At 75.9% G+C, this 13,640-nt stretch carries 10 protein-coding genes; 4 read left to right on the top strand and 6 right to left on the bottom strand.

Annotated features, from left to right (window positions below):
- Positions 1-32 precede the first annotated feature (32 nt).
- From eccE to BX266_RS24000, 3 genes are all read left to right on the top strand, one after another.
- On the top strand, positions 33-1,412 hold the full coding sequence (eccE, locus tag BX266_RS24010; protein WP_099902999.1) for a type VII secretion protein EccE: 1,380 nt from the start codon (positions 33-35) through the stop codon (positions 1,410-1,412).
- A complete protein-coding gene (locus BX266_RS24005; RefSeq protein ID WP_099902997.1) occupies positions 1,412-2,170 on the top strand; it encodes a hypothetical protein in 759 nt (252 codons plus the stop codon). The genes eccE and BX266_RS24005 overlap by 1 nt, the downstream gene beginning before the upstream one ends.
- 173 nt (positions 2,171-2,343) lie before the next feature.
- Positions 2,344-4,287, top strand: coding sequence for a MinD/ParA family protein (locus BX266_RS24000; protein ID WP_099902996.1), 1,944 nt, complete (start codon positions 2,344-2,346; stop codon positions 4,285-4,287).
- Positions 4,288-4,349: 62 nt separating this feature from the next.
- Here BX266_RS24000 and BX266_RS23995 read toward each other — a convergent pair whose 3' ends face one another.
- Positions 4,350-5,294, bottom strand: coding sequence for a bifunctional riboflavin kinase/FAD synthetase (locus BX266_RS23995; protein ID WP_099908230.1), 945 nt, complete (start codon positions 5,292-5,294; stop codon positions 4,350-4,352).
- A gap of 62 nt (positions 5,295-5,356) precedes the next feature.
- Positions 5,357-9,052 carry a serine protease gene (locus BX266_RS23990; RefSeq protein ID WP_099902994.1) on the bottom strand — a complete coding sequence of 1,232 codons (3,696 nt, stop codon included), beginning with the start codon at positions 9,050-9,052 and terminating at the stop codon, positions 5,357-5,359.
- A gap of 292 nt (positions 9,053-9,344) precedes the next feature.
- On the opposite strand from BX266_RS23990, the gene BX266_RS23985 reads away from it, so the two are divergent.
- Entirely contained in the window at positions 9,345-9,854 is a 510-nt protein-coding gene (locus BX266_RS23985; protein WP_099902992.1) for a GNAT family N-acetyltransferase, read from the top strand.
- Positions 9,855-9,911: 57 nt separating this feature from the next.
- Here the strand turns inward: BX266_RS23985 and BX266_RS23980 are convergent, their stop codons facing one another.
- From BX266_RS23980 to rbfA, 4 genes are all read right to left on the bottom strand, one after another.
- Positions 9,912-10,928, bottom strand: a complete 1,017-nt coding sequence (locus tag BX266_RS23980; protein ID WP_143686982.1) for a hypothetical protein — start codon at positions 10,926-10,928, stop codon at positions 9,912-9,914.
- An 87-nt stretch (positions 10,929-11,015) separates the two neighbouring features.
- Entirely contained in the window at positions 11,016-11,921 is a 906-nt protein-coding gene (truB, locus tag BX266_RS23975; RefSeq protein WP_099902989.1) for a tRNA pseudouridine(55) synthase TruB, read from the bottom strand.
- A gap of 107 nt (positions 11,922-12,028) precedes the next feature.
- Complete coding sequence (locus tag BX266_RS23970; RefSeq protein ID WP_259464824.1) at positions 12,029-13,153, bottom strand: bifunctional oligoribonuclease/PAP phosphatase NrnA; 1,125 nt, start codon at positions 13,151-13,153, stop codon at positions 12,029-12,031.
- Between the two features lie 2 nt (positions 13,154-13,155).
- Positions 13,156-13,593 (bottom strand): 30S ribosome-binding factor RbfA, encoded by a 438-nt coding sequence (gene rbfA / locus BX266_RS23965; protein WP_099902987.1) that lies wholly within the window; start codon positions 13,591-13,593, stop codon positions 13,156-13,158.
- Positions 13,594-13,640 lie beyond the last annotated feature (47 nt).

Below are 13,640 nucleotides of genomic sequence, written 5' to 3'. Positions count from 1 at the left end.
GCACATCTGAAGCAGAGAGGGCAAATCGGGGGATGCCAAGCCAGTCCGCTCCAGCACGACGCTCCAGCTCGCACGGCCGGAGGCCGGACGCCCCGGGCGGACGCCGGGCCCGCACCGCGCCGCAGGCCGCCCCGACCGGGGCGGTGGGCCTGCGGCTGCTGCCCAGGCCCGGCCTGCTGGCCCGCCGCCTCGAGATGAAGCAGATCGTCCAACTCGAGGTCGCCGCCGCCCTGGTGGCGGTCGGCTGGTCGATCGACTCGATGATGGCGGCCGCCTTCGGGGTGCCCGCCGCGATCCTCGTGGTGGTCGCGCTGCTGCGGCTCGGCGGCCGCACCACCGGCGAGGCGATGGGGGTCCGCTCCGCGTACAACTCCCGCCGCCGGGACGCCAAGTACAACGTTCCGCCGCCCGGCACCGACCCGGCGCTGGCGCCGGTGATGGAGCTGGAGCCGGCCCTGCGGACCTGCACCCACGCGATCGAGACCGACCTCGGCGACGGCCGCCCGCTGCGCCGCGAGACCGGCATGGTCGGCGACGGCACCTTCTTCACCTCGGTGCTGCTGGTGCAGTCGAAGGACCAGCCGCTGCGACCCGGCCGGGCCGGCGCCGGACTGCCGCTGGACCTGATCTGCTCGATCCTCCAGGTCGACGACATCGGCCTGGAGTCGGTTCAGCTGGTCCAGCACACCCAGCCCGCCCCCGCCCCGCACCTGCCCGAGCACTCGCTGGCGGCCCGCGCCTACCAGCAGGCCCCGGGCGGGGTGTCCACCCCGGCCCTGCGCCTGACCTGGGTCGCCCTCAAGCTCGACCCGGAGCGCGCCTCCACCGCCGTGCTGGCCCGCGGCGGCGGCGAGGAGGGCGCCCGCAAGGCGCTGCAGCGGGTGACCGACCAGCTCGCCGGGCGGCTGAACAGCGCCGGGTTCACCGCGACCGTGCTGGACGAGCGGGAGCTGATCGCCGCGCTGGCCATCTCGGTGTGCGCCAACCCGGTGGCGGTGGCCGGCCGGCAGGGATCCGGCGGCGGCGGCGCCGGTGCCCGCCGGGCGCAGGAGTCGGCGAAGTTCTGCCGGATCGACGACCGCTGGCACACCACGTACTGGATCTCCAAGTGGCCGACGCTGTCCCGTCCGGGCGTCGGCGGCGGCCGGGTCGCCGCCCCCGAGCTGGTGAACCGGCTCACCGGCACCCCGGCGTTCGCCTCCACCTTCGCGATCACCGCGACCCGGGCGATGGGCGGCTCGGTGGCGCTCAGCGGCCACCTGCGGCTGACCGGGCGCAGCGAGAGCGAGGTGGCCCAGGTGGGCCGCCTGGTGGAGTCCCACGCGCAGCACGCCGGCGCCTCGCTGACCCGCCTCGACCTGGAGCACGCGCCCGGCCTGCTCGCCACGCTGCCCCTGGGAGGGACGTCCTGATGGCCTACCAGACCTACTCCGGCCAGGGTCCGCTGCCGGCCGAGCAGCGCCCGGTGCGGGTCCGTCCCGGTTTCGGCCTGCGCGGCCCGCGCCGGGAGAAGCACGTGCTGACCGTCGAGGACCTGTCCGCGCTGTCCTTCCCGGTCGGCGACGACGGCGTGGTGATCGGCAGCGACCAGCAGCAGAACCCGGCCGTGATCGGCCTGTTCCGGCCCACCGCGTACGACGTGGTGCTGGTCGGCGGCATGTGGACGGCGCAGCTGATCGCGCTGCGGGCGACCGCGACCGGCGCCCGGATCGCGGTGGAGACCGGCCGTCCGCAGGCGTGGGCGCCGATGGCGCAGGCCGCGGGCGGCGGACAGCCGTGCGTGACGATCCACCAGGTGGGCCGGCTCGGCGCGCAGGGCGCGTCGGTGGCGTCCCCCGTTCTGGTGGTCCGCGACCTGGGTGCGCGCCCCTCGCGCAGCCGGCTGTCCGCGGCGCCGTGGCAGACCACCCTGACGGTGCTGCCGTACCTGGGCCCGAACGCGGCCCGGGTGCTGAACGCCGCCGACCTGGTCGGCCTGCAGCGGATCTCCCCGCAGGAGTCGGAGATCATCGGCCGGATGCTGTCGCTCGGTCCGGGCGACGTGGCCGCGCTGCCGACGCTGCCGGACAACGTCACGCTGTGGGCGACCCGGATGCGCCGCCAGTACGTGATGACCAATCCGGGCGAGTCCGAGACCCAGGTGCTGGGCGGTCCCCGCCGCATGGACTGACGCGGACCGGCCGGTCGGCGCCGGGCGGCCTGCCGCCGCCCGGGCCGGCCGGCCGGGTCGCTCCGATCCGCCGTCAGGTCGGGCACCGCCTTCAGCCCATGGGCGTACACCGCCTAGTCTTAATGCCCGACGGCAAGCGCCGAAGCAACTTCGGCGAGAACGAGGGAGCCCCAGTGAGCAGCGATCGGGACGGCGTCTACGTCGGCGACAACGCGGCCGAGGACGACGATGACTGGTCCGACGCCCCGGACTACACCCCGCCGTCCTGGTACACCCAGAGCGCCGCGCCGAGCGCGCCGTCCGAGCCGCAGCCGCCGCAGGCCGCGCAGCCGCCTCCGGTGCAGCAGCAGCCCGTCCAGCAGCCCCCGCAGGCCGCACAGCCTCCCGTCGTCGCCCAGCCTCCCGTCGTGCAGCCCCCCGTCGTGCAGCCCCCCGTCGCGCCGCAGCCCGAGCAGCCGCAGCCCCCCGCCGTGCCGGAGGCCGGGCAGCCTCCCACGGTGCAGGCCGCACCGCCGGTCGTGCAGCCTCCCGCCGAGCAGACGTCCGTCCAGCCGCCCGTGGTGCCGCAGGCCGTGCAGCAGCCGCCGGTGGCGCCGCAGCCTCCCGCCGTGCCGCAGCCCGAGCAGCCGCAGCCCCCGGTGGAGCCGACCACGGTCCAGCCGCCGGTCGTGCATCCGCAGCAGGCCCAGCAGCCGTACCCGCAGCAGCAGCCTCCGCAGCCGTACCCCCCGCAGTACCCGCAGCAGGGCGGCTACCCGCAGCAGGGCCAGCAGCCGTACCCCCAGCAGCAGCCGCCGCAGCAGCAGGGCCAGCAGCCGCCGCCGCAGTGGCCGGTGGACCCGCGGGCCGGCGGCTGGCCGCAGCAGGGGCAGCAGCCGTACCCGCAGGCCAATCCGCACGGTGCTCCGCAGGCGCCGGCGCAGTTCCAGCAGCCCGGGCCGCAGGCCGCGGCGCACGGTGCGGCGCTGGGCTACACGGCGGCGGTCGAGCTGTCCTCGGACCGGCTGCTGCGCGGGCAGCCGAAGGTGCAGAAGCAGTCCCGGTTCCAGTTCGGCGGCAAGTCGGCGCAGGCCGACAAGCAGCAGAAGCTGGAGCTGATCCGGCACCCCGTGATGACCTGCTACCGGATCGCGGTGATCAGCCTCAAGGGCGGCGTCGGCAAGACCACGACGACCACCTCGCTGGGCGCGATGCTGGCCAGCGAGCGGCAGGACAAGGTCATCGCGATCGACGCCAACCCGGACGCGGGCACCCTGGGCCGCCGGATCAAGCGGCAGACCGGGGCGACCATCCGCGACCTGGTGACCGCGATCCCGCACATCCGCAGCTACATGGACATCCGTCAGTTCACCTCGCAGGACCCGAACTCGGGCCTGGAGATCGTCGCCAACGACGTGGACCCGGCGGTCTCCACCACCTTCGACGACTCGGACTACCGTCAGGTCATCCAGGTGCTCGGGCAGCACTACCCGATCATCCTGACCGACTCCGGCACCGGTCTGCTGTACTCGGCGATGCGCGGCGTGCTGGACCTCGCGGACCAGCTGATCGTGGTGGCCACGCCCAGCGTGGACGGCGCCTCCAGTGCCTCCACCACGCTGGACTGGCTGTCCGCACACGGCTACGCGGACCTGGTGCAGCGCTCGATCACGGTGGTCTCCGGGGTGCGCGAGACCAGCAAGATGATCAGGGTCGAGGACATCGTGGCGCACTTCCAGACCCGCTGCCGCGGTGTCATCGTGGTGCCGTTCGACGAGTCGCTGGCGGCCGGCGCCGAGGTCAACCTGCAGATGATGCGGCCGAAGGTCCGGGACGCCTACTTCGAGCTGGCCGCGCTGGTCGGTGAGGACATCGCCCGCTCCCAGCAGCAGGGCGGCTGGCAGGCCCAGCAGCAGAACTGGCAGCAGCAGCAACAGCCGCAGCAGCCGTACCCCCAGCAGTACCCGCAGCAGGGCGGCTACCCGCAGCAGGGCCAGCCGTGGCAGCAGCCGCAGCCGTACCCGCAGCAGCCGGGCCAGCCGTACCCGCCGCAGGCCCCGCAGCCCGGCTACGGCTACCCGCCGCCGCACGAGGCGCCGCCGCCCGGGTACGGCTACCCGCCGCCCCACCAGGGCTGAGCAGCCGTCAGAAGGCCCCCTGCGGAAAGAGTCTCCGCAGGGGGCCTTCCGGCGTGCGCCGGTCAGTCCCGGGCGGTGAGGTCCCGGGCGCGCTTGACGTCCTCGGCCATCCGCTCAAGCAGCGCGTCGATGGTGTCGAACTTCTCCATGCCGCGCAGCCAGGCCAGGAAGTCGACGGCCACGTGCTGCCCGTACAGGTCGAGTCCGACCCGGTCGATGGCGTACGCCTCGACGGTGCGGGTGGTGCCGTCGAAGGTCGGGTTGGTGCCGACCGAGATCGCGGCGGGCATGGTCTCGCCGTCGGCGGTCAGCCAGCCCGCGTACACGCCGTCGGCGGGGATCGCCGAGTGCGGCACGGTGTCCACGTTGGCGGTGGGGTAGCCGAGTTCGCGGCCGCGCTGGGCTCCGCGGACCACCTCGCCCTCGACCCGGTGCGGGCGGCCGAGGATCTCCGCGACGCCCGCCAGGTCACCGGCCGCGACCAGCCGGCGGCACAGGCTGGACGAGAACGGCTCGCCGTCGCCCGCGGCCCCGCGCACCTGCAGGTCGACCACTTCGACCGTGAAGTCCTCGGCCCGGCCGAGTTCGGCGAGCAGCTCGACGTCGCCCGCCGCCCGGTGCCCGAAGCGGAAGTTGGGGCCCTCCACCACGGCCTTCGCGTGCAGCGCGTCGACCAGCACCGACTGCACGAAGAACTCGGGCGACTCCTTCGAGAACTCGGCGGTGAACGGCAGCACCAGGACGGCGTCCACGCCCAGCTGCTCGACCAGTTCGGCCCGCCGCGGCTGCGGGGCGAGCAGCGCCGGGTGGCTGCCCGGCCGGACCACCTCGCTCGGGTGCGGGTCGAAGGTGACCACCACCGACCTCGCCCCCAACTCCGCGGCCAGCTCCACCACCCGGTTGATGATCAACTGGTGTCCGCGGTGGACCCCGTCGAACGATCCGATGGTGACGACGCTGCGCCCCCAGTCCCCGGGGATCTCCTCCAGGCCGTGCCAGCGCTGCACCTGACCGCTCCTTGTTCCTACGGTGTGCACACCCGTGCACTCGAAAGACCGAAACCGAACTCCTATAGCGTGCCATGCGACCGGCCCTGTCCAGGTACCGGAAGGCCCTTGGTGTGACCGGTCAGACGGCCGCCGGGCCGGTCGACCTGGCGTTCCGCCTCCGCGGCGGCGTACTGCGGGTCCCGACCGGCCGAGGTCAGCGTCCGCATCCTGGTCAGCCGGGGCCCCGCGGGCGGCGGCGGGGCGTCCTCGGGCCAGTCGGCCAGCAGCCGGGCGAAACCCGCCCAGCGGCCCGCGCAGCGCACCAGGACGGCGTCCGCGTCGGGCCAGCGTTCGGCGATCCGGCCCAGCAGGTGGCGCACCCGCCGCTCCGGGTGACCGGCGTGCCGGGCCGCCAGCGCCTCCACCACGGCGGCCAGCACCACCGGGTCGTGCTCGGCCGCCAGCAGGGCCTCCAGCAGGGCCTCCCGGCCGTCGCCGGGCGCTGCCAGCACCGGCGCGAACCTGGCCCGGGCCGCGGGCCCCGCCGCCAGCACGGCGGGCAGCAGCGGGCGGCCGTCCTGCCCGGCGTCCAGCAGCCGGTCCAGGTAGCCGGCCACCGCCTCGGCCCGCTCCGGCCCGTCCCGCAGCAACTCGGCCGCGAACAGCGCCCCCGAGCGCACCACCGCGGGGTCGGCCGCCCGGTGCAGCACCCGCAGCCCGTCGCCGACCCGCGCCCCCGGCACCCGAAGCCGCTCGCGCACCGCCGACAGCACCTGCTCCGGAAACGCCTCCAGCAGTTCCGCCAGCACCTCCGCGGTCAGGAACGGATCGCCGGCCCGGTACGCGGCCAGCGCCGCCGCCAGGTGCTCGGCGCCGGCCTGCGGGTCGCGCACCAGCAGCGCCAGCGCGGCGCCGTGCAGCGCCGGCTCGTCCTCCCGGGCCAGCAGCGTCCGGGCGGCCAGCCGCAGCAGCTTCGCGCCGGACCCGGCCGCGTGCGGGGCGGTCCGCAGCGCGTGCACGGCCGCCGCGACGTGCCGCTCCGGGCGCGGGTCGTGGCTCCACCGGTCGACCGCCCGGCACAGCGCGGACGGCTCACGTTCGGCGAGCCGGCCGAGCAGCGCGTCGGCGCGCGGGTGGGCGGCGCCGACCAGCGCCTCGGTCAGCTCGTCCAGCGCCAGCGCCCGGTGCTCGTACAGCAGCCCCTCCGCGAGCTCGGCGGCGCCCTCCCCCGCCGCGAACCAGCCGCACAGCAGCGGCAGCACGCCGTGCGGGTCGGCCGCCAGCAGCTCCGCCGCGGCGTCCCGGAGCACCGCGCGGGGGCCCGGCCCGGCGCCCTCCGCGAGCCGGCCGAGCAGCGCCAGCCGGTCGGCCCGCGGCAGCGGCAGGCCGGCCCAGAACGCCGGGCCGAACCGCTCGTCCCGGCCGGCCCGTTCGGCCAGCAGCTCCAGCAGCTCCCGGTGCGCGGCCGGGTCCGGGCTGCCCGCGAGGCCCTCGGCCAGCAGCCGCCCGGCCCACCAGTCGGCCTCGCCCCCGCGCTCGGAGCGCTCCAGGGCCAGCCGGATCCGGTGCAGCCACACGTCCAGCGCGGCGACTCCCCGCAGCGCCCCCAGCCGCCGCACCGCGCCCACCACCACCCCGACCCGTCCCCGCCCGACGAATCCCTGGGCCTGCCGGTCCTCCCCCGTGCCACTCGGGCACCCGTCGACCCCGGCGACCTCCTGACGGCCCGTCACCACGACTGTCCCCACACCCCCTGCGGGACGGTCGCCCCTCGCACCCCGACCGGCCGTCGCCGCCCCCGCTCCGGCGCCACCCGCGTGGCCGTCGACACCCGCGTCCCGACCGGCCGCCACCTCCGCCGGGACGTCACCACTCTCGCCGTGATCGGCCGTCACCGCCCCGGCGCCACCCGCGTGGCCGTCGACGCCCGCGCCCCGACCGGCCGTCACCGGCGGATCGTCCTGCCCGGGCCGGTCCGCCGGACTCCCGCCGCCCGCGGGGCCGTTCTCGGTCCCTCCCCCGTCCTCCTCCAGCAGCAGCCGCAGCGCCGCGTCGAGGTCGAGGTGCAGGCTCTGCAGCCACTCGCCCCACTCCTCGTGCCCGGCCCGGTGCCCGGCGCCCGCCGGGACGAGCAGGCGCTCCTCGCGGACCGCCCTGGCCCAGCCGCCCGCCGCCGGGAAGAGCCGCTCGAACTCGGCTGCGGGCAGCGCCCCGTCGCCCGCGCCGAGCATCAGCCGGGCGGCCTCGTGCAGGCGGCCCGCCGCCACGGCCGCGAGCCGCCGCACCTGCCGGGCGTCCTCGCCGGGCGGGACGGGGTCGCCGCGCCGGTGGCGGCGCTGCCCGCCGGGGGCGACGGCGACCCGGCGGGCGACGGTGAGGCAGGCCAGGTCGAGCCAGCCGTCGAAGAGTTCGGTGCGGCTGCCGACCGGGCCGTGCACGCCCGCGGTGCGCAGTTCGCCGGCCAGCCGCAGGGCCAGCGGGTGGCCGCGGTCGGCGGGCGCGAGGAAGGCCTCGGGCAGGCCGTAGCGGCGGCCGGCGCGGGCCGCGGCGTCGTCGGTGAGCGGGCCCAGCCAGAGCGCGCGGGCGGCGGCCCGCCAGGGGCCGAGCTGCTCCCACCCGTCGGGGCGGCAGGCCACCAGCGCGCGGGCCCGGTGGCCGCGCAGCCAGTCCAGTCCGGCGGCCAGCCAGCGGGCGGAGAGTGCCAGCGGCGCCTCCTCGGGGCCGTCGAGCACGACCAGCAGCGGACGGCCGGCGTCGGCGCACAGGTCGGCCAGCTCGCCGGGGTCGGGCTCGGGGACGCCCAACGCCCGGGCGGCGTCCGCGAGTCGGCGGCGCAGCGGGTCGCCGAGGGCGCGGTCGCCGGCGGCCAGGTCGGCGCCGCGCAGCCAGAGGGTGGGCAGCGGCTGTGCGGCGCCGGCCCGGCGGACGGCGAGGGCGGCGAGTTCGGTGCTCCGGCCGCTGCCGGTGTCGCCGAGCAGCACGGTGAGGGTGTCCTGCGGTTCCTCGCCGCTGAGTCCGTCGGGCCGGTCCACCCGGTCGGCGGCCAGTTCGGCGATCCGGCCGGGCCCGGCGGCGGCGGTCTCCAGCTGGGTCTCCGTCAGGCGCAGCGCCCCGCCCAGGTTGAGCGCCCGCCCGAACGCCGGTACCGCGGCGCCGTTGCGGGCGAGCAGCGCGCCGAGCGGGTCCCCGGCGGGGGCGGCGGCGTCGACGGTGAGCGGGACGGCCGCCACGCCGGGGCCTTCGACGGCCCGGATCCGGGGGGCGACCACGGCGAGCACCGCGCCGGTGTCGGGGTCGAGCACCGGCGCCCCGGCGAGCGGGGTGACCGGGAGGTCGAGCACCAGGACGCCGGGCACCGGCCGCAGTTGCGCGCCGTCGGCGCAGCGTCCGCTCTCCCGGCCGAGCGGCCCGCCCCGGACCAGCACGGGCGCGCCGTCCTCCCAGCGGTGGCAGGGCACCGCGACGGCCCTTCCCGCCGGGCCGCGCCCGATCGGCAGGGCGGGCCCGGGGACGCCGCCGACGGCGTCCGTCCGCAGCAGCGCGAGGCCGCGGTCGGGGAGCAGGTCGACGCTCTCCGGACCGAGCACCCTGGACTGCCCGCCCGGGGTGTGCAGCACCAGCCGGGGCAGGCCCGCCACCGCCTCGTGCGCGGTGACCACCGTGCCGTACCGGTCGGCGACGAAGCCGAGCCCGCACAGTCGGCCGTGCGCGTCCCTGATCCGCAGCAGCGCCTGTGCCGGATCCCCCGCGAAGCCGGCGCTTGCACCCTCGCCCATCTGGCCAGTCCTCCCGCCGGGCCGGGCCCGCCCCGACGGGGCCGGGGTACGGCCGCCGTCCACGACGCGGTCAGCTTGCCCCCCACCAGACCCACGGCACCTCGCACGCCCCTCTCACCACACCGGTTCACTCCGCGCGCCCCCCGCCGACGACCGCGAGCCGGGCGGCGCCACCCCCTCGCTCACGGCCCGTCGGGTACCGCTCCGTACCGGGCCGTAGCGGCGGCGCCGCCGTCCGCTGCCGGGGGAAATCCGCTCGCGCCGACCCGGACCGCCGGTCCACCCTGCCGTCATGGACATCCGGCTGGAACCCTGGTCCGCGGCACATCTCGAGCTGCTGGAGCGGATCAACACCCCGCTGATGCGCCGTCATGTCGGCGGCCCGGAGACGCCCGGGCAGCTGCTGCGCCGGCACCGCCGCTACCTCGAACTCCCCTCCCGGGGCGGCATGATGTTCGCGGTCCTCGCCGACCGCCGGCCGGCCGGGTCGATCGCCTTCCACCGCCGCGACTGGCAGGGCGCGCAGGTGCTGGAGACCGGCTGGAACGTGCTGCCCGAGTTCCAGGGCCGCGGCCTGGCCGCAGCGGCCGGACGCGCGATGATCGCCCTGCTGCGCGCGGAGGCGGCCGCCGACCCGTCCGTCCCGGCCGTGCTGCACGCCTTCCCGGCGGTCGACAACACCCCGTCCAACGCCCTCTGCGCCCGCCTGGGCTTCACCAATGCCGGGCCCTGCGCCTTCGAGTACCCGAGGCGCTCCGGACGCTTCCTGCGCAGCAACGACTGGCGGCTGGCCCTGCGTTGACGCGGCGAACGGCCCCGGCGGATCACTCCGCCGGGGCCGTCGACACACCGTCAGGACTCAGCGGCCGCCGGCCCTCCGGCGCCGCGCCGCCACCACCAGCCCGCCGCCGAGCACCACCGCGCCGACCCCGCACCACGCGACGGTGAACGACGTCTCCCCGCCGCCCGTCGACGCCAGCCCGGACACCGGGGTGTTCCCCACCGCGGGCGCCCCGGCCGACACCGACGCCGACGGCGCCCCGGAGACCAGGACGGGTGCACTCGACGAGGCCGCCCCGGACGGCGACGCCGAAGCGGAGGCCGACCCCGAAACAGAAGCAGAAGCAGAAGCGGACGCGGAACCGGAGACCGACGGCGACGGCGACGGCGACGGCGAGGGCGAGGGCGACGCACTGCCGGAGGCCGAACTGCTCGCCGACGGCGAGCCGGTCTGCAGCACCGTGTTCACCGTCTGAAACAGCTTGAGATCGTCCACGCGCGTCCACTGCCCGTCCTGCAGCACGTGCTCCGCCACGTTGGTCTCGATCTCCATGCCCGCCAGGTAGTAGTACGAGCGGTAGTCGATGAGGATCGGGAACACCCGTTCCTGGTGCGGTGGAACGGCCCGGAGACCGTTCGGGAGGTCGGTCCGGTCGCCGTCCGGCCCGTCGATGTAGTCCCAGACGAGCCGGTAGTCGATGTCGGGCTCGGCCGGCATCCGCCAGTCCGCGTCCTGCGGGGAGTTCTTGTACCGGATCAGGCCGCGCGTCGAGCCGTAGGCGTTGTCGGAGTCGCCCGGGGCGATGCCGACGGACACGGCGACCTCGTGATCCGAGTTGTTGGTGATCACCAGGTCGAAGTAGTTGGCCGCGGACGCCCAGAAGACAGCCGGCAGGTTCCGGTACTGGCCGCGGACCTCGCCGTTGTCGGTCTCCGAGCACACCCGCGGGTGGAAGAACCCGGCGTACGGTTGCTGGCCCCGGCGCAGGCACTCCCCCGTCGGCCCGGTGTCGGCACCCGCGCCGCCGACCGGCCCCAGACCCAGCACGGCGGTGGCGACGGCCACCAGGGCCGGCACAGCACGACGGAACCTCACGATGCTCCCCCTCCAGGCGAACCCGGCCAATGAGGAGAACACTCTATCGAGCGGCGCCGATTCGCGGTCCGCTTTCCCGAAGGGCCGTCAGCCCACGAACACCGCGACCGGCTTGGCACGGCCGCCGCTCTCCTCGATCAGGGCCAGGAACCGCCCGTCCGGGTCGAAGACCGCGATCGGCCCGTCCACGCCCAGGCCGGGCGCGGGCAGCCGGATGCCGTTGGAGAGCAGCTTGGCCTGCTCGGCGTCGACGTCCCAGCGGGGGAAGGCGGCCGCCGCCGCGTCGGCGATCGGGAGCACCTCCAGCTTCTGCTCCAGCTCCTCCAGGGTGTGCGCCGATTCGACGGAGTACGGGCCCACCTTGGTGCGCCGCAGCATCGTCAGGTGGCCGCCCACCCCGAGCGCCGCGCCCAGGTCCCGGGCCAGCGCCCGGATGTACGTCCCGGAGGAGCACTCCACCGTCACGTCGAGGTCCAGCACCGGCGTGCCGTCCTCGGCGACGGCCGGGCGCACCCCGTGCACCGTGAAGGAGTGCACCGTGGTGGGCCGGGCGGCGAGTTCGAACTCCTCGCCCTCCCGCACCCGGGCGTACGAGCGCTTGCCGTCGATCTTGATCGCGCTGACCTTGGACGGCACCTGCATGATCTCGCCGGTGAGCTTGGCGACCTCCGCGTCGACCGCCTCCCGGGCGACGCCGTCGGCGGGCGTCGAGGCGGTGACCTCGCCCTCCCGGTCGTCCGTGACGGTGGTCTGCCCGAGCCGGACGGTGGCCTCGTAGGTCTTGGCGGTGAGCATCAGGTGCCCGAGCAGCCGGGTGGCCCGCTCCACGCCGATCACCAGCACGCCGGTGGCCATCGGGTCGAGGGTGCCGGCGTGGCCGACCTTCCTGGTCCCGGCCAGCCAGCGGAGTTTGGCGACCACCCCGTGCGAGGTGATGCCCTCCGGCTTGTCGACGATGACCAGGCCGTCGGGGCCCGTCCCTTTACGCTTCATCGCTGCATCAATCGTTTCGCTGTCTGCGCGCATTCCTGCGCGGCCGGCCCGCGGCCCGGACGCCGCCGGCCCAGGGCACCGCTCGCCCGGGCACGGACCGGACGAGCCTAGCGCGCGCTCTCCGCCGCCAGCGCCACCCGGAACCGCTCCACGGTGTCCTCCACGGTCTCCCGGGCGCTGAACCCGGCCGCGTACACGTGCCCGCCGCCGCCCAGGCGCGCGCAGACCGCGGCCACGTCGACCGCGCCCTTGGAGCGGCAGGAGCCGCGCAGCGTGCCGTCCGGGTCCTGCTTGAGCACCAGCGCGACCTCCGCCTCGGCGGGCTTGCGCAGCACGTCGATCAGGCCCTCGATCTCCTCCACGGTGACCCCGAACAGCGCCAGGTCCTGGTACGGCACCCAGGTCCACACCAGCCCGTGCCCGCCGGCCTCCTCGGGCTCGAACGCGGCCCGCTCCAGCGCCCCGGCCAGCACCTTCAGGTAGCCGAAGGAGGTGGTGTCCCAGAGCTGACGGGAGATCAGGTCGTGCCGGATGCCGGTGGCGAGCATCCGCCCGGCCATCTCGTGGGTGGCGGGCGTGGTGGCCCGGTACTTGAACGAGCCGGTGTCGGTGGCGATGCCGGTGTACAGGCAGGTCGCGATCGCCTGGTCGAGCGGGACCCGCAGCCGCCGCAGCAGCTCGTCCACCAGCACCGCGGTGGCGGGCGCGGACGGGTCGATCAGCCGGACGGTGCCGAAGCCGGGGTTGGAGGCGTGGTGGTCCAGGACGACCAGCTCACCGGCCGCGAACGCCTTGTCGCGGAGCAGGCCGAGCCGGTCCTCGGAGGCGGCGTCGAAGGCCAGCACCAGCGCCGGTTCGGCGGGCACCGCGGCGGCGGGCACGATCAGTTCCTGCCCCGGCAGGAAGGACAGCGACTCGGGGATCACCTGCGGGTCGTCGCCGAAGGACACCCGTACCCGCTTGCCCAGGCCGCGCAGCGCCAGTGCGGCGGCCAGCGCGGAGCCGAGGGCGTCGCCGTCCGGGCAGATGTGGCAGATCAGGTCGATCTCGTCGCTGCCCGCGACCAGTTCCAGCGCCCGCTGCCACTCGGCCTCGAACCGGCCGTCGGCCGGCGCCGCCGCGGATTCGGCCGGTGACTCGCTGCGAGGGCCCGGAAGCACCGCGAGGGCGGTCTCCACCTGAGTGGTGGAGACCGCCCTCGCGGCGCCGGACTCGGCCGGCTCCCCGGCCACGGTCACTCGTCCTCGTCGTCGTCGCGCGCCGCCTTGTACGGGTCCGCCTCGCCGGCGAACGTCGCTCCGGCGGCGGCGGTGCGGACGGCGGCGTCGGAGAGCCGCGCCTTGTCCAGCAGGTCGTCGATGTTCCGGGCGTTGTCCGGCAGGGCGTCGGCGACGAAGGTCAGGGTCGGGGTGAACCGCACCCCGGTCTGCTTGCCGACCTCGGAGCGCAGGATGCCCTTGGCGCTCTCCAGTGCGGCCGCGCTGGACTCCCGCTCGGTCTCGTCGCCGTAGACCGTGTAGAAGACGGTGGCCTCGCGCAGGTCCCCGGTCACCCGGGCGTCGGTGATGGTGACGTACCCGAGACGCGGGTCCTTGATCCGGCGTTGCAGGGTCTCCGCCACGACCACCTGGATGCGGTCGGCGAGCTTGCGCGCCCTTGCGGTGTCGGTCACGTTGCCTCCTCGTGCAGTAGGCGCGGTACCCGGGTCATGACCTCACC

This window comes from Streptomyces sp. TLI_171 (assembly GCF_003610255.1).
Taxonomy (GTDB): Bacteria; Actinomycetota; Actinomycetes; order Streptomycetales; family Streptomycetaceae; genus Kitasatospora.
The sequence above is the reverse complement of the archived record's forward strand: the minus strand, read 5'-3'. Positions and strand labels throughout refer to the sequence as shown.